16 protein-coding genes are annotated in these 17461 nt (G+C 36.6%); 9 read left to right on the forward strand and 7 right to left on the reverse strand.

Annotated elements, in window-relative coordinates:
- Position 1 precedes the first annotated feature (1 nt).
- Positions 2 to 319 (forward strand): PTS sugar transporter subunit IIA, encoded by a 318-nt coding sequence (locus JFU20_RS16515; RefSeq protein ID WP_044439402.1) that lies wholly within the window; start codon positions 2 to 4, stop codon positions 317 to 319.
- Between the two features lie 109 nt (positions 320 to 428).
- Here JFU20_RS16515 and speD read toward each other — a convergent pair whose 3' ends face one another.
- Both speD and JFU20_RS16525 read right to left on the reverse strand, forming a co-directional pair.
- The gene (gene speD / locus JFU20_RS16520; protein ID WP_002143768.1) at positions 429 to 800 is read right to left on the reverse strand and encodes an adenosylmethionine decarboxylase; all 372 of its coding nucleotides are present in this window, start codon (positions 798 to 800) and stop codon (positions 429 to 431) included.
- Positions 801 to 827: 27 nt separating this feature from the next.
- On the reverse strand, positions 828 to 1913 hold the full coding sequence (locus tag JFU20_RS16525; protein WP_201038757.1) for a polyamine aminopropyltransferase: 1086 nt from the start codon (positions 1911 to 1913) through the stop codon (positions 828 to 830).
- A 394-nt stretch (positions 1914 to 2307) separates the two neighbouring features.
- On the opposite strand from JFU20_RS16525, the gene JFU20_RS16530 reads away from it, so the two are divergent.
- The 5 genes from JFU20_RS16530 to chbG all read left to right on the forward strand — a co-directional run bounded on the left by JFU20_RS16530 (position 2308) and on the right by chbG (position 6524).
- The gene (locus JFU20_RS16530) at positions 2308 to 2610 is read left to right on the forward strand and encodes a PTS sugar transporter subunit IIB (RefSeq protein WP_001023565.1); all 303 of its coding nucleotides are present in this window, start codon (positions 2308 to 2310) and stop codon (positions 2608 to 2610) included.
- Positions 2611 to 2626: 16 nt separating this feature from the next.
- A complete protein-coding gene (gene celB / locus JFU20_RS16535; RefSeq protein WP_201038758.1) occupies positions 2627 to 3934 on the forward strand; it encodes a PTS cellobiose transporter subunit IIC in 1308 nt (435 codons plus the stop codon).
- 183 nt (positions 3935 to 4117) lie between these two features.
- Positions 4118 to 4441 carry a PTS lactose/cellobiose transporter subunit IIA gene (locus JFU20_RS16540; RefSeq protein WP_000989054.1) on the forward strand — a complete coding sequence of 108 codons (324 nt, stop codon included), beginning with the start codon at positions 4118 to 4120 and terminating at the stop codon, positions 4439 to 4441.
- 3 nt (positions 4442 to 4444) lie between these two features.
- Positions 4445 to 5770, forward strand: a complete 1326-nt coding sequence (celF, locus tag JFU20_RS16545) for a 6-phospho-beta-glucosidase (RefSeq protein WP_002016156.1) — start codon at positions 4445 to 4447, stop codon at positions 5768 to 5770.
- Between the two features lie 49 nt (positions 5771 to 5819).
- A complete protein-coding gene (gene chbG / locus JFU20_RS16550; protein ID WP_201038759.1) occupies positions 5820 to 6524 on the forward strand; it encodes a chitin disaccharide deacetylase in 705 nt (234 codons plus the stop codon).
- Between the two features lie 41 nt (positions 6525 to 6565).
- Here chbG and JFU20_RS16555 read toward each other — a convergent pair whose 3' ends face one another.
- A complete protein-coding gene (locus tag JFU20_RS16555; RefSeq protein ID WP_201038760.1) occupies positions 6566 to 7747 on the reverse strand; it encodes a chromate transporter in 1182 nt (393 codons plus the stop codon).
- A gap of 189 nt (positions 7748 to 7936) precedes the next feature.
- Here JFU20_RS16555 and exsM point away from each other — a divergent pair, with 189 nt between their 5' ends.
- Entirely contained in the window at positions 7937 to 8350 is a 414-nt protein-coding gene (gene exsM, locus JFU20_RS16560) for an exosporium regulatory protein ExsM (RefSeq protein WP_002016152.1), read from the forward strand.
- A 73-nt stretch (positions 8351 to 8423) separates the two neighbouring features.
- Here the strand turns inward: exsM and JFU20_RS16565 are convergent, their stop codons facing one another.
- The 3 genes from JFU20_RS16565 to JFU20_RS16575 form a co-directional block, all read right to left on the reverse strand.
- Positions 8424 to 11102: a sigma-54-dependent transcriptional regulator gene (locus JFU20_RS16565; protein WP_002034748.1), complete on the reverse strand. Its 2679-nt coding sequence runs from the start codon at positions 11100 to 11102 to the stop codon at positions 8424 to 8426.
- Positions 11103 to 11206: 104 nt separating this feature from the next.
- Positions 11207 to 11944 (reverse strand): polysaccharide deacetylase family protein, encoded by a 738-nt coding sequence (locus JFU20_RS16570; RefSeq protein ID WP_201038761.1) that lies wholly within the window; start codon positions 11942 to 11944, stop codon positions 11207 to 11209.
- 208 nt (positions 11945 to 12152) lie between these two features.
- A complete protein-coding gene (locus JFU20_RS16575) occupies positions 12153 to 13226 on the reverse strand; it encodes a glycosyltransferase family 4 protein (protein WP_000378307.1) in 1074 nt (357 codons plus the stop codon).
- Between the two features lie 451 nt (positions 13227 to 13677).
- On the opposite strand from JFU20_RS16575, the gene JFU20_RS16580 reads away from it, so the two are divergent.
- Positions 13678 to 15048 carry a UDP-glucose dehydrogenase family protein gene (locus tag JFU20_RS16580; protein ID WP_201038762.1) on the forward strand — a complete coding sequence of 457 codons (1371 nt, stop codon included), beginning with the start codon at positions 13678 to 13680 and terminating at the stop codon, positions 15046 to 15048.
- 75 nt (positions 15049 to 15123) lie between these two features.
- Positions 15124 to 16239 (forward strand): non-hydrolyzing UDP-N-acetylglucosamine 2-epimerase, encoded by a 1116-nt coding sequence (gene wecB / locus JFU20_RS16585; RefSeq protein WP_002034751.1) that lies wholly within the window; start codon positions 15124 to 15126, stop codon positions 16237 to 16239.
- Between the two features lie 53 nt (positions 16240 to 16292).
- Here wecB and JFU20_RS16590 read toward each other — a convergent pair whose 3' ends face one another.
- Entirely contained in the window at positions 16293 to 17420 is a 1128-nt protein-coding gene (locus tag JFU20_RS16590) for an LCP family protein (RefSeq protein ID WP_002016146.1), read from the reverse strand.
- Positions 17421 to 17461 lie beyond the last annotated feature (41 nt).

Genomic DNA, 17461 nt, shown 5'->3' on the forward strand with positions numbered 1-17461 from the left:
AATGGATACGATAGAGACGAAAGCTTTTCACTTAATTTTGCATGGTGGTAATGCGAGAAGCTGCTCAATGGAAGCAATTGATTGCGCAAAGCGCGGTGAATTTCAGGAAGCAGAAGCGAAACTACAAGAAGCTTTAAATGAATTGCAAGAGGCGCATCGCTTACAAACAGAGCTCATACAGAAAGAGGCTGCCGGGGAAAAAAACGAAGTTACCCTTTTGATGGTGCATGCACAAGATCATTTAATGAACGCAATTACGGTGAAGGAATTGGCGAGTGAGTTTGTAGAATTATATAGGAAGATGTCGGTGGATGAATGAACCTTGCTTAGGCAAGGTTTTTTATGTATGTGTCCGTACCATCAGTGGAGTGTTTGTTCCACTGATGGTATTTACAATCCTCCTTTTTACGGATGAGTAAGAGTGATAATTAATCGGCAGTAACAATCTCTCCTATACCACGAATTAATTTTTTTATATGCATCTCATTTGGTCTTAATATACTTACGATATAATCAATCGCTATTTGCGGTTCAACGGTCGTACCGCACGTATAACAGTCGATGGCTGCAAAGTTTTTTTCTGGATAAGTGTGAATTGAAAGGTGGCTTTCGGATAGTAAAACTAAAACAGTAACGCCATGCGGATCGAATTCTTTTGTACTTACGTTTAAAATATGGGCACCAGAGCAATCTGCAGCGTTAACTAAATGATATTCTAAAAAGTGAACATCATCTAATAGGGAAAAGTCCACTCCCCATAAATCTACTATTATATGCTTACCAAAAGTAGAATATTCCATAGGGTAGCACTCCTTGCTATAATATTGTCAAAACTCCATTTCCTTTTTGTAACATTGATGTAGGATAAGATTCGATTCTGAGTTTAAAAGAGCGAGATTACGTTGTTCTAAATATTCTTCTTTAAATTGAAACAAAGGAGAAAGAAGAGAAGGTAATGTTCGAGGAGTTGGTACTACATATAATTGCTCAATTTGATCGAGTACATAGGCAGAATTAGCAGCAATATGAAATCCCCAGTCAGTTCCGAAAGAAGGAACGATTGTATGATAACTTTTCACAGTTAATCCAGCATGTTCAATTGTGTTACCGATGCTCCAATATACTAGAGGTGCATCAGCAGGTGAATTAGATTGGCAGACGAATGCTCCATCTTCTGTTAGGAATGTAGCTATAAGGGCAAAAAGCTCACTTGTATATAAAGTGCTTAGCACTTCTGTCGATGGATCAGGAAAATCAATAATAATTACATCATATAAAGAGGACGGAGATTTCAAAAATTCTTTTGCGTCACATACATGTACATTTGCACGATCATCAAAAAATGCTTGTTGATTTAAAGAAACTAATGCTGGAACATTGCGAGCCATCGTAATCATTTCTTCGTCTAAGTCGACGAGGTCTACATGTAGAACTGTTTCATATTTTAAAACCTCTCTTAAAGCAAGACCATCGCCACCGCCTAAGATGAGAACGCGTTTTGGGTCTATTACCTTTGACATAATCGGATGTACAAGCGCTTCATGATAAATTTGCTCATCAACGGAGCTGAATTGTAGTTGCTTGTCCAAGTATAAGCGAACATCGTTTACTTGGACTAAATTAATATTTTGATAATTACTCTTTTCTTCAAATAAATTCGTATGTTCACCAGCTTGTATTTCCTTTAGAGAAATTTCATCCCATATATCTAAGTTGTGTGAGTTTGTTTCGATTATAGGTTCTAATTGTGTTTGCTTATTGTGTTTGTCTTGTTTACCAGTATGATTCTGTTTATTTTCTGTTTCTTGCTCGTCTAGTTCAAACTTGTCAGAGTCTAATTCAGAGGGCTTGTCTTTTTTATAGCATGCTATTCTATAAATCTTCACTTTTTTCTGTTTTCTATGTTTTGGCATAGGGATCCCCTTTCGAATTGTGTTATTTTATTCTATGTAATTTAGTAGAGTTTGCTTGGACAACAAATAGAAGAGTGTGTTCGAGAGGAGTTTATTTTTTTAATAGATTTTCACGCTAAAAAATTTTTTTAGTGTTTTTTTGCTTTAAACACAACTAGACAACTAAACACTAATCTATTTTCATACAGTTATGTGTTAAAAGTGAGGTGTTTTATAACACACTGTGTGTTTTTTTTGGGACACACTGATTGAAAGCGGTAACACACAAAGAAATCACTCGAAAAAACGCTGATTTTAGGCGTTTTGAAAAGTTGGCACGGTAATTGCATTAATAAATAGCGTAAAGAAAAATAAAAAACATAAATTTTTTATACCACACAAGGGGGATTTATAAATGAATATTTTATTATGTTGTTCAGCAGGGATGTCTACAAGTTTACTAGTTACAAAAATGGAAGCGGCTGCAAAAGCTCGTGGTCTAGAAGGTAAGATTTGGGCTGTATCTGGGGATGCAGTAAAAAACAATATCGATCAAGCAGACGTACTATTATTAGGACCGCAAGTTCGTTACATGCTTTCTACAATGAAAACGCTTGCCGATGAGAAAAACGTTGGAGTCGATGTTATTAACCCAATGCACTACGGCATGATGAATGGAGAAGCAGTTTTAGATCACGCATTAACACTAAAAAAATAATTGGGGGGGAAGCGAAATGCAAAAGTTTATTGCATTTATGGAGAAGTATATTGTTCCTGTCGCTGGTAAAATCGGATCGCAACGTCACTTAGCTGCGATCCGTGATGGATTTATTGCAGTTATGCCACTTATTTTAGTTGGTGCATTGGCATCACTAATTAATGGTTTTCCGTCTGAAGCTTTCCAAGAGCTCATGAAAGGTTTGTTTGGTGAAACGTGGAAACAAGTTGGCGGTGGAATGTGGACTGGTTCTTTCGCAATTCTAGCACTAATCATAGCATTTACAACAAGTTATAACTTAGCAAAATCTTACGGCGTTGATGGTTTGTCAGCAGGTATTATTTCATTTGGTGCGTTAATTATTCTTACGCCAACAACACCGAAAGAAGGCGGATTGAACTTAGCTTGGACAGGGGCACAAGGGCTATTTGTAGCAATTATCGTGGCACTCCTTGTTACTGAGGTATTCCGTTTCTTTGTACAAAGAAACATTACTTTTAAAATGCCTGATGGAGTACCACCAGCAGTTTTAAGATCTTTCGCAGCTATAGTTCCAGCATTTGTTATCTTAACAGTAGTTGCAGGTATTCAATTAGCAGTGAAATTAGCTGGTACAAGTGTTCATGAATTTATCTTTAATACGATTCAATCACCACTGCAAAGTTTAGCAGGGACATTACCAAGTGCAATTGTCATTGTACTCCTTGTTCATCTTCTTTGGTTCTTCGGTTTACATGGGCCAAATATCGTTGGTGGTATTATTGAGCCATTATACTTACCGGCATTAGAGAAAAATATGAAGTTATTCCAAGGTGGTACATCTGCATTTGATGTTCCAAACATTATTACAAAACCATTCTTTGATACTTTTGTATATCTTGGTGGTTCTGGTGCAACATTAGCATTCTTGGTAGTTGTATTACTTGTAGCAAAAAGTGCACAACTACGTGGTGTATCTCGTCTATCAATTGGTCCAGGTGCATTCAACATTAACGAACCAGTAATCTTTGGTACACCAATTATTTTAAATCCAATTTTATTCTTACCGTTTATCATAACACCAATTGTATTAGTAATTACTTCTTATACAGCTATATCTATTGGTTGGGTACCAAAAACAGTTGTGATGATTCCATGGGCAACACCACCAATTATTAGTGGTTATCTTGTAACAGGTGGACATATTTCTGGTGCGATTCTACAGTTATTCAACTTTGTAATTGCAATGGTAATCTATTATCCATTCGTTGTGTTATCTGACCGTTCAGTTGTTCGTACTGAAAAAGCAGCAGCACAAGGAAATAACAACTCTGTACCTATGTGACATAGTAATTGTTCTCACAGACAGCATTGTCTGTGAGAACAATTACCTTTATATCATGTTCAAAAAGATGAAACCCATCTACAAGAACACCAAACTATCATTAATAAAATAATAATTTAATAGACATGTTCAAACTGAAGGGGTATTTAAATCGGTTGAACCATAATAGAGAGGGCGGTAATTATGATGACTACAGCAGAACAAATTCCATTCCAATTGATTTTAAATAGTGGTAATGCACGAAGCTTTGCAATGGAGGCACTGCAATTCGCCAAACAGGGGAAAATGGCAGAAGCTGATGAAGCGATGGTAAAGGCGAAAGAAGCGATTAATGAAGCGCATCATTTCCAAACAGAGCTCATACAATCAGAAGCAAGAGGGGAAAAAACAGAGATTAGTGTTCTTTTAATTCATGCGCAAGATCATTTAATGAATTCTATTACGGTAAAAGAATTAGCGGCAGAATTTATTGACCTTTATAAAAAGCTAGAAGCGAAAGGGGAATAAAGCATGACTGGAATTAAAATTGCTACAATCGGCGGTGGCTCTAGTTATACACCAGAGTTAATTGAAGGATTTATTAAACGTTATGACGAGCTTCCTGTTCGTGAAATTTGGTTAGTAGATATTGAGGCAGGAAAAGAGAAGTTAGAAATCGTTGGTGACTTAGCGAAACGTATGGTGAAAAAATCAGGTTTACCAATTGATATTCATTTAACACTTGATCGCCGTGAGGCATTAAAAGATGCTGACTTCGTAACAACGCAGCTTCGCGTTGGTTTGTTAGAAGCACGTGCAAAAGATGAAGCAATTCCATTAAAATATGATGTAATTGGTCAGGAAACGAATGGTCCTGGTGGTTTGTTCAAAGCGCTGAGAACGATTCCTGTTATTTTAGATATTTGTAAGGACATGGAGGAACTTTGTCCGAATGCATGGTTAATTAACTTTGCGAATCCGGCTGGTATGGTAACAGAAGCTGTACTTCGCTACACGAACATTCAACGAGTAGTTGGTCTATGTAACGTTCCAATCGGAATTCGTATGGGTCTTGCAAGATTACTTGAAGTAGATGCAAGCCGTGTCCACGTTGATTTCGCTGGTTTAAATCATATGGTATACGGATTAGATGTATACTTGGATGGCGTAAGCGTAATGGATCGTGTGTTAGAGCTTGTAACAGATCCAGAAAAGCAAATTACGATGGAAAACATTGCTGCGCTTAACTGGGAGCCAGACTTTATTCGCGGTCTTCGTGCAATTCCGTGTCCATATCATCGTTACTACTATAAAACACGTGAAATGTTGGAAGAAGAGAAAGCAGCTTCGATTGAAAAAGGTACACGTGCAGAAGTAGTAAAACAATTAGAAAATGATTTATTCGAGCTATATAAAGACCCGAATTTAGATATTAAGCCACCACAATTAGAAAAGCGCGGCGGAGCTTATTATAGTGACGCAGCATGTAGCTTAATTACGTCTATTTACAATAATAAAGGTGATATCCAGCCTGTTAATACACGAAACAACGGAACAATTGCAAGCTTGCCACATGATTCGGCTGTTGAAGTGAACTGTATTATTACGAAAGAAGGTCCAAAACCAATTGCGGTCGGAGATCTTCCAGTACCAGTTCGCGGTTTAGTACAGCAAATTAAATCATTTGAGCGCACAACAATTGAAGCTGCTGTTACAGGGGATTATCATAAGGCGCTGCTTGCTATGACAATTAATCCACTTGTACCATCAGATAAAGTTGCAAAACAAATTTTAGATGAAATGTTAGAAGCTCATAAAGAACATCTTCCACAATTTTTTAAGAAGATAGAGAAATAAAGCGGCGCTATTTAGCCCGCTTTTTTTTATTCTAGTAGGAGGTATTGCGATGATTAAGCTAATTGTAAATGCAGATGATTTCGGTCTTACAGAAGGTACGAATTACGGAATTATTGATGGACATAAAAACGGGCTTGTAAATTCAACGACGATGATGATGAATATGCCAGGGACAGAGCATGCCGTACGCTTAGCGAAAGAGTATAAAACGTTAGGAGTAGGAGTGCATCTCGTATTAACGGCAGGAGAACCGCTTCTTAAAGACGTTCCATCACTTGTGAGTAGCGATGGATTGTTTCATAAACAAAGTGTTGTATGGGAAGGCAATATAAATCCAGAAGAGGTTGAAAGAGAGTGGACGGCTCAAATTGAGAAATTTTTGTCTTACGGTTTAACACCAACTCATTTAGATAGTCATCATCACGTGCATGGATTACCGCTTTTACACGACGTTCTTGAGAGCTTAGCAAGTAAATACAATGTTCCAATTCGTCGTTGTGAAGAAGAGCGAGCGGTGCGCCCATTTTCAGATGTATTTTACAGTGACTTTTACGCTGACGGTGTGACGGAAGATTATTTTGTGCAGTTAAAGGAAAGAGTACAGGATGAGCAAACGGTAGAAATTATGGTGCATCCAGCTTATATTGACCCAGAGCTTGTGAAGCGTTCTTCTTACGTAATGGATCGCGTGAAAGAGTTGCGTATTTTAACGGAGAGCGAGTTGCCTGAGGGAATGGAGCTTGTGAGGTTTTAATAGAAAAAACGACGGCTAAATGGGGCCGTCGTTTTTTGTGCTTACAAAATGGATAGAACATATCCACCGAAGGCTCCGATTATAACGATAACCCAAGGTGGTGTTTTCCAAAAAGCGAGTAAGCAAAATAGAAGAGAAGCAAAAACGAAATCTACAGAATTCATAATTGTACTCGTCCAAATTGGATCATAAAAAGCTGCAAGTAAAATGCCGACAACGGCTGCGTTTACTCCAAGTAGTGCACCTTGTATGTAAGATACTCTCCTTACACTGTCCCAAAATGGTAAAACGCCAACAACGAGCAGGAAGGCAGGAAGAAAGATAGCGATCGTTGCAACAACTGCTCCGGCGGTTCCATTTAGCACTGCTCCTATATAAGAAGCGAATGTAAATAGTGGCCCTGGCACTGCTTGTGTTAATCCGTATCCAGCAAGAAATTGTTCTTTTGTCATCATCCCGTTTTGTACAAACTCACTTTCAAGAAGAGGAAGTACGACGTGCCCTCCTCCGAATACAAGTGCACCAGAGCGATAGAAGCTGTCAAATAAAGAGATGAAATAAGAGTACGGTCGTAACATTGGTAGCAGTATTAATAGCCCGAAGAATAAGATGAGACAAGACATGGCTACCATTTTTGAAATAGGTACGTTTATTTTATTTGCTTGGCTAATTGGCTGACCGCGATATAAAAACCAACCAATAAAGCCAGATACTATAATGAGAATGACTTGTGTCCAGCTACTTGGCCATAATAGGGCGATTGCGGCAGTTACAATCGCGATTGTTACACGGTTTCGATCCGGTGTTAACTTTTGAGCCATTCCCCATATTGCATGAGCGACAATTGCGACCGCTACAAGTTTCAGTCCATGAATCCAGCCTGTACTTCCAAGTTCGAACTGGTTCAGGAAGGAAGCGAAAAAGACTAAAACGAGCACAGACGGGAGAGTGAATCCAATCCATGAAATAATGGCTCCTAATAATCCGCCGCGTAATAATCCAACTCCCATCCCGACTTGGCTGCTAGCAGGGCCAGGAAGGAATTGACATAGCGCTACTAAGTCCCCGTAACTTCGTTCATCCATCCATTTTCTTTTTTGCACGTATTCATGATGAAAATAACCAAGATGGGCGACGGGACCACCAAATGAAGTAAGTCCTAATTTAAATGATACGAGAAAAATCTCTATTAATGATTGGAAAGAGTAGTTATTATTTTTCAAAATTTCCTCCTAGACTGTTTTTCTAAGTGCATTATACAAGAGGGAGTAAAGCAAAAGAAACGATTTTAATGTAAAGATTGTGTGAATCTTTTCTTCGTAATTAAAATTTGAAAAAGTCATAAATGATTATGTCTAAACCATAAAGTAGTAGAAGTAGTGCTGGGAAATTTATATGAGGAGAATGCCCGTATGACAACACATTTCTTTGCTAGGTTAACAGGAAAGAGGGAAGTACCTCCTGTAAATACAGAAGCTTACGGTGTGACAGAGCTCATTTTTAGTGAAGATTTAAAGAAGTTGCAATATCGGGTCATATTAAAAAACATAAAAAAAATCACGTCATGCCAAATTCATTTAGGGAAAGCGAATCAAATTGGTCCAGTTGTTTTAAGTTTGTTTGGTCCGTTAGAGCAAGGAATTAGTGTGAATGAAGGAGTCGTTACTGGTGTAGCTAAAGTGGAGGATTTTGAAGGGCCTTTACAGGGGAGAGCATTTGACAGCTTGTTTCAAGAGATAATGCAAGCAAATGTATATGTAAATGTTAATACGAAATCTAATAAAAAGGGAGAAATAAGGGGGAGAATAAGGGAAGTAAAGAAGTAAGCGAAAAGGCTGTCCAAAAAACATTTTGGAACAGCCTTTTCTAATTATATAGAGTGCTACAATATCCCCTAGTTTAATTTTTTACAGGCTGATTTTTAATGAAGAAGTCCATTATATAAAATACTTCGTCATCTGGGATTTGTATTTCAAATGTATTTTCAATAGGTTGCAATGCTTTTTTCACTTTCATATACATCCAGTACTCATCTTGTCTTCGTTTCTCTTTATCAGGATGAGGGAGGAGACTTTCACCTTTTTGAAGACGGTCAACCATGCAGCTCATATGCAAAATCACACCCATTAAACTGTCAGGAGTTAGCTGTAAAGAAATCAATTCTTGAATTGTATTTAATGCATAACGAATTGTTTTAATAAGTAATGCTCCATCGTTACGCTGCATTTGTTGTTCAAGAATATCAGCCATTTTTGCATATGTTTCTTCATACGTAATCAATTCTTGAATTGGTTGAATAGCTGTGTAGTTCACAATGTCTTGGAAATGATATGTTAAGCAAGGTATTTGCATATCGAAATTCGTGACGATACAAATGATATTACGCTCTTTTTTTATGTTCTCGATCATTTTCGTTAAATCTTTTTCATGAACGATGCTAATCGGAATAATTTCAATTAAGTCTTTATCAAAGCGTAAATAGTTCTCTAACATTTTTTGAATTGCTAAAGCACTTCCTTCGCCGGTTAAACAAGCTGTTAAAATCACGGATTTCATTGGCGATAGTGGCTTTTTCTTTTCTTCCTGTACGTTTAAATAGAACGGCGTTAAGTTCTTAACTGTTTCGTATAGTGCATCTAATGAATAGCCAAGCTGAGCTTTTCGAGCTGCTTCTAGTGCGTGTGGTGTACTCGTCATGGAAAGAACACGTACAGGGATTTTGAATTCAGTTTCTAATATATCACCAATATAAGCGAGAGATCCCATATCAACAAGTAAAAGAAGCCCGTTTACATTTTGAAGTGTTTTCATATACACTTTAACACGCTCTAAGAAGTCTTTTGGTGATTCATGCAAGGGCATATCGATACCAGTTACTTCATCAATACCGAGAAGTTCGTTTGCAACGTTTGCCATTTCTGTTGCGATGCCATTACCGTGTGCTAATATTAATACTTTTACTTCTGTTTGTGAGGCAGGAATTGGATCAACAACGAAGAACATTGTTAAAAAGCCAGCTTCATCAATAGGTATTGTTATTTGTAATTCTTCTTCTAATAGCTGAATACATTGCATAGCTACGGAAAAAGCTTCTTTATATTTCGTACGAATTTGATTTAATTGTGGGTGGTGAATTTGTTTCCCGCCCTGTAAACGTTGTAGAGTTGTCTGTACATGTAAACTTAAAGCGAGAAATACTTTTTCATCGAAAGTTTTAGATAAATATTTTTCAGCTAGTTCCGCAATTTTTTCACATACGGAAACGATATTACGATCCACAATTTTAAAAACATTTTCATGACTTGTTTTTTTAGATATTTGGTTAAAGTATTGGACGAAAAAGCTTTGAATATCATTTTCTATTAGTAATTCTAATTCTTCCTCTTCAATGCCGCGTGCTTGAAGTTCTTCATATTTATAATCAATATAATCGTAAATAGAAGAGCGACTTCCTTCGGGTTTTATTGTATGTTTACTCCAACCTTCATCACCTGTAAATACAAATGTTTCATTTGGTATTTGATATAGATGACGGCTCTTTCTTTCAATAAATAATCCTTCTTTCATATACCAAGGTAAATCTGTACTTGAAACACAGACAGAATCACGTTTTTTTGTTACGAAATCAGAATAAGCTTTCGCACAGGCAATTTGTACGTCCGTTTTCAATTGACCGATGTTATTTGGACAATTGTAAAAGACGAAAGCACGCATTGTATTTGGACTAACATGAATCTCTTTCCTTAGACGAATTGCTTCATTTGTGAAAAATAGTTGCAGTAAAGCAAACCGTTCTTTATGTGTTCGCTCACGAAGTGGTGGAAGCGTAACGGTCATCGGAATACGTCTTGTAAATGTTTTTAATAAAAATGAATTTGGTTCTTCGGTTGTTGCAGTAATAATCAACACTCGTGCCTTACGTTCATTTTCCGTTTCTCCAAGGCGGCGGTATACTCCGCGATCAATAAATGTGAAGAGCATCTCTTGTCCTTCTGGAGGAAGGCGATGTACTTCATCTAAGAAGAGGATTCCTTCATGTGCTTTTTCAATTAACCCTTTTTGATCACTGGCACCTGTGTAAGCTCCTTTTTTTATCCCAAATAACTGTCCAAGTAGTAGTTGTGGATTGTTTGCATAATCAGCACAGTTAAAGACGATAAAAGGTGCATCTTTTGGAAGTTGTTCCACTTCAATTGCGTATTCGTGCATTAAAGAAGCGAACATCGATTTTCCGACACCTGTTTCTCCAAGTAGTAAAGTATGCATACCGTTTGGAGGATAGAGAATAGAAGCTTTTGCTTTTTCAATTGCAATTTTTAGGCTTGTATTTTCAATAGCAAATGTATCTAATGAAGTGCCCTTTGTTGAATGCGTTTCCAATGAAGTGTTCGTTTCTATATAAAAACGGACAGGGCGTGTACTCGTTTTTAATAAACGATTATCTTTCACAAGCTTGTTTAAATCGCTACTAACATTTGCACGGTCTAACTGTAGAAGTGTAGCGAGTTCTGATGCTGTTATACCTTCTGTATAATTCCCTTTTTGTATTGCGTTAAAAATGAGATCTATTCGTTTCATTTCTATTCACCTCGAAACTTCATCACTATTTAAAATTCTACACAAAAATGAGAAGTGTGGGAAGAGAAAAATAAAACAGCTTTAGTACATAGGCACTAAAGCTGTTACAATCTTGTGTCTTTCCAAAAATTCACTTCGAGATGGGAAGATGGATTGTAGGGAAGTAGTTTATATCCTTGTGAGTGTAAATAATCAATTACTTTTGGGAGTATTTGCACTGTGACACTAGAATCATGCATTAAAATAACCTCTACTTGTTCATCGCTTTGATTTCGTACTCTTTCTAGTATTGCGGAAGGATTTTCATAGCTTTTCCAGTCATATGTATCAATTGTCCAATCCCACATTTTATACTGGGCAGATACGAGTGCGTCACGGTAATTCTTTTTTAAGTAAGGCATGCTACCGTATGGGACCCGAACGAGATGTGTATTTAAATGTGTAACTTGCTGGACGATGTTTTGGGTTTGCTCCATTTCTGCAATTAAAACAGATGGATCGCCAGTATAAAGACGTTTTACATCATGCGACATACTATGGAGACCGATATAATGTCCATCTTTAATCAATCGCTCCATCGTTTTTTTATAATGTGGCACCTTTCCGCCAATAACGAAGAAAGTTGCTTTTCCGTTCTTCTCTTTTAAAATATTTAAAATTTGTGGTGTGTATTTATTTGGTCCGTCATCAAATGTTAAGTACGCAATTTTTGTTGTAGGAGAGGTAGTTTGAGTACTTTGGTAATCTTTTACTTGAATGTCTGTAGTTGCTTTTGTATTCGATGATGCGTACATAGTAATAGTTAAAAATAAAATTATACATTGAAGTAATCGCTTGATCATAACATTCACCCTCAGTTTGACAATCAAGATGTAAAAATGAAAATTTGATACTTTTTTCGTTATACGTATATCTTTCTCCAATAGAGGCACTCTCAAACAATCTATATTTTGGAAATGGGGAATAAGGATTAAAAAATAAAAAATAGCATCCTCTTATGAAAAGAGGATGCTATTTGAATATTTCATAATAGTAAAGGCTATACTACAATTAGTCTTCGCGTTTTTTCACTTTTTTATAGAAGGAAATAATTGGTTTGTAACGTTCGTGTACAAGACCGATTACTTCAGCAATGATTTCTGTAAAGAAGATTAAAATGAAAAGAAGAATAATGGATAACCATAATGTTGCACTACTGAAAATAATTGCATTTACACTAAAGAAAATACCCAATGCGTAAATAATTAGTACCGTTTTACGATGAGAGAATCCCATTGCAAGCAAACGGTGATGTAAATGCGATTTATCAGGTGCTGAAATAGGCTTTTTATTTACGATACGGCGGATAATTGCAAATGTCGTATCAAATATAGGTACACCTAAAATAATGATTGGAACGATAAAACTGAATAACGTTACGCTTTTGTATAATCCAAGTAACGATATAACAGAAATACAGTATCCTAAAAATAGTGCTCCTGTATCTCCCATGAAAATTTTTGCTGGATGGAAGTTGTAGAATAAAAATCCAATTGTACTTGCTAATGTAATCAGTGCTAGAGGTAATATAATAGCTGCTCCAGTACCCCATGGGCTAGTGAAGGCCATATATGCTAGCGTTGCAAGTACGATAGATGAAATCCCTGCGGATAATCCATCTAATCCATCAATTAAGTTGATGGCATTTGTAATACCTACAATCCAAAATACAGTAATTGGATAAGCAAGCCATCCGAGTTCAGTATCTCCAAGAATTGGAATATATAATACTTGCACTAATAATCCACTTTTTACAATCATGATGGCAACTAATAGTTGTCCACCGAATTTTACCTTCGCAGATAGTTCGTACATATCATCTAAAATCCCGATGATAACAATGATGATAGCACCTAAAGTTATCGATAACATTCTTTGTTCGTACAATCCACCGACAACAAATCCTACGGCTACACCGATGAAAATTGCTAACCCGCCAAGACGAGGCATAATTTTTTGGTGTACTTTACGCGCATTTGGCTTGTCTGTTGCTCCTATTTTGAAAGCTAATTTAATAACTAAAGGAGTAACGACGAGTACAGTGATGAAAGATGCCAAAATGGCATAAATCACTTGTGAGTCCATTAATACCCCACCCTTTATAGTTTAACGTAATTTTTCTAATTGTATTTATCTGAAAATTATGATGTTTATTTACAGGCTCATAACATATGGTATCACAAAAAGATTAGAATTCAATCTTTTTTTCTTTCGGCTGTAAAGGGGAGTGAATAGAATATATGACAATTGGATATGGAATGTTGTGTCCTTAGAGAAGGTTGATCTCATATTGTGGCTTGTAATGTGACATTGTACTTCCCTCTCATATAGCGATGACTTTTGTTTCAGTATTATAAGTGTTGCACGTAAAATTGAGTAAGTTCCGTGTTAAAATGTGGGAATTTACATTTTGTATATATTGCATCATTTAACTTTACAAAATCTTAAAAAATAATAAAAAAACAATTCATATAATAAAGAAGTGAAAGAGTTTTCTCATTTTTAGTGTGAGAGGGGGAAGCACAGGGAGAATTCTGTGTATTCGTATATTTTCTTATGTATATTCCTGTGCGAAAGGAAAATGAAAATTACGATAATAGGTACCGGATATGTTGGATTGATTACGGGAGTAGGATTGGCGAGATTGGGACATTCAGTCACATGTTTCGATATAAATGGTGAAAAAATTGAACGGATTAAACAAGGCGAGTTACCTATTTATGAATGTGGATTAAGTGAATTAATAAATGAAGCATACGAGAATAATCATTTAACTTTTACAGCAAGTAAATCAACGGCATTTAATGATGTAGAGTTTATATTTATTGCAGTTGGAACGCCATCTTTATTAGATGGAACAGCAGATTTAACGTATATTCGTAGCGCTTGTGATGATATTGGAACATATGTGAATAACGATATTATTGTTGTTACGAAAAGTACGGTTCCTGTAGGGACAAATGATGTAATGAGAGAATGGATTGAGGATAAACTACAAGGTAGACATGAATTATATATTGTATCGAATCCAGAGTTTTTAAGAGAAGGTTCTGGTATTTATGATTTTTTTCAGGGTGATCGTATCGTAATTGGAGCATGTAGTGAAGAAGCTGCAAGGAAAGTAGAGAATTTGTACAGTAAATTAAGCTTACAAACGTATATTACAGATATTCGAAGTGCTGAGATGATTAAATATGCATCTAATGCTTTTTTAGCTACGAAGATTAGTTTTATTAATGAAATTTCTAATATATGTGAGCAAGTGGGGGCAGATATAGTAGATGTAGCTACAGGGATGGGGATGGATAAGAGAATTGGTGCATCTTTTTTAAATGCAGGCATCGGATATGGAGGATCTTGTTTTCCAAAAGATACGAAAGCACTTGTGCAAATTGCAGGGAATGTTTCTCATGATTTTCGCTTGTTGAAAGCAGTCATTGAAGTGAATAATAAACAACAGTTGTTGTTAGTTGAAAAAGCGAAGAAAATTATAGATATGAAGAAGAAGCGAATTGCGGTTCTTGGTGCAGCATTCAAACCGAATACTGACGATATTAGGGAAGCGCCATCTCTTATTATAATAAAAGAATTAATTAATATAGGTGCGGATGTGGTTTTATATGACCCGCAAGCTATTCAAAATGTAAGAAGTTTATTTGGAAATACGATACGATACACTGAGTGTATAGATGAATCGATTAGAGAGGCGCATGCAGTTTTTATCGTAACAGAATGGGAATCAATTCGAAATTATCCGCTAGAAAAGTATGCACAGCTTATGAGGGAACCTATTCTATTTGATGGGAGAAATTGTTATACTAATGAGGATGCCGAGAAGCATGGATTAGATTATTACTCAGTTGGGCGAAAAGGCGCCTGTAATAGTAATGTTTCTCAGGTGCGTTAAAAAGTGTATTTTCACATGCATATTTTTATATGCGATAATAGAAGTTTTAACTAGTGAAAGAAAAGAGGCAATGAAATGACTGAACGTTTAAAAGTAATGACAATTTTCGGGACACGACCAGAAGCAATTAAAATGGCACCTCTTGTATTAGAGTTGCAAAAGCACCCAGAAAAGATTGAATCAATTGTGACTGTAACAGCACAACACCGTCAAATGTTAGATCAAGTATTAAATATCTTTGGAATTACGCCAGATTTCGATTTGAATATCATGAAAGATCGTCAAACTTTAATTGATATTACAACACGTGGTTTAGAAGGTTTAGATAAAGTAATGAAAGAAGCGAAGCCTGATATCGTACTTGTGCATGGTGATACAACGACGACATTTATTGCAAGCTTAGCTGCCTTCTATAATCAAATTCCAGTAGGGCATGTGGAAGCCGGACTTCGTACATGGGATAAGTATTCTCCATATCCAGAAGAGATGAATCGCCAACTAACAGGTGTAATGGCGGATCTTCATTTCTCACCTACAACAAAATCAGCAACGAACTTACAAAAAGAAAATAAAGATGAGTCACGCATTTTCGTAACAGGAAATACAGCGATCGATGCACTGAAGACAACTGTAAAAGAAACTTATAGCCATTCGGTGTTAGAGAAACTTGGAAATGATCGTCTTGTACTTATGACAGCACACCGTCGTGAAAATTTAGGAGAACCAATGCGCAATATGTTCCGTGCAATTAAGCGTCTTGTTGATAAGCACGAAGATGTACAAGTTGTATACCCTGTTCATATGAATCCTGTTGTTCGCGAAATAGCGAATGATATTTTAGGCGAGCATAGCCGTATTCATTTAATTGAGCCGTTAGATGTAATTGATTTCCATAACGTTGCAGCTCGTTCATACTTAATGTTAACTGATTCTGGTGGTGTACAAGAGGAAGCACCATCACTAGGTGTGCCAGTCCTTGTCCTTCGTGATACGACGGAACGCCCAGAAGGTATCGAAGCAGGTACGCTGAAATTAGCAGGAACAGATGAAGAGACAATCTTTGGTCTTGCTGATGAGTTGTTATCTGATAAAGAAGCTCATGATAAGATGACGAAAGCATCTAACCCTTACGGCGATGGTCGTGCATCTGAGCGTATTGTAGAAGCGATTTTACAACACTTTAAGAAGTAACAACAATTGCGTGAAATAAAAAGAGCCAAATCGTATACGATTTGGCTCTTTTTTTATTCATGATTCCTCATAATCCACTCTGCATGAGCATTTGTAGAAGGGGGAGGAGGCGGTGGTGTTTTGTTCTCACTCGGCTCCTTCTTTGCTTTTGCGCTGGAGTTAGAATTTGAATCGGAATTTGTATTCTCATTTTTCGTAGTCTCTGTTGGAACTTTTGCTTTTTCTCCTATTTCCTTTTCAATTTCGTTACGTACAGTCTCTACACTGATTGGATCTGGAAGGAAGTAATAAATACCGCCAATTTTTCTGTCTTCTCCTTCAAGTTTTAACGTTTGTATTGTAGAAGGGTCGAATCCAGAGATTTTATTGTAAAGAGCAAGTCCGTCTGAAATAGGAATATCGGTTTTTATATATTTTCCAACTACCTTTGTTAAATCTTTAATTTTAAATACGGTAGAAGCAGAGTTTAGCTTTTGGGCAACAGCAGCCAGTACTTGTCTTTGTCTAGCAGCTCGACCATAATCACCGTTAGGATCTTGCTTTCGCATACGGACGTATGCGAGTGCTTCTTCACCATTTAAGTTCTGTTGACCTTGTTTAAATTGGATTTTTTTATAGTAATCCACGTCAGAGCGTTCCCAGAAATCGAAGGGGACATCAACGGTAATACCGTCAACAGCATCAACGATACCTTTAAATCCTTGGAAATCAATTTTAATATAATGATCAACAGGAACTTTTAAAAACTCTTCGACGGTGTCGATTGCCATTTTTTCTCCACCGTAAGCATGGGCAGCGTTAATTTTGTCTTCTTTATTTTTGCCAACAATCTTAACACGAGAATCGCGTGGGATACTCATAAGTGAAACCTTTTTTGAGTTTGGATTAACTGTCGCGAACATGAGTGAATCTGTTCGGCCGTTTTGACCATCTGTTGCGTAATCCTCAATACCCATAATTAGTATTGTGAAAGGTTTTTTTGTGATTTCCACATCTTCTGCTCGTAATTTAGATTTTTCACGGCTAAATCCACTGTACATCCCCATGAGAGAAGTGTAGGAATTTAACATATAAAGTCCTACGCTACCAAATAAAAATGCGAAAATAAGAAAGAAGAAAAACTTTCTTCTACGTTTCTTTTTTATTCTGCTATTTTGGAGATGATAATAACGTTCTTCCATATATAATCTCCTTAGTTCATTTGTAGGGAATTAATTCACTA

This window comes from Bacillus sp. TH30 (genome assembly GCF_016650875.1).
In the GTDB taxonomy this organism is placed as follows: domain Bacteria; phylum Bacillota; class Bacilli; order Bacillales; family Bacillaceae_G; genus Bacillus_A; species Bacillus_A mycoides.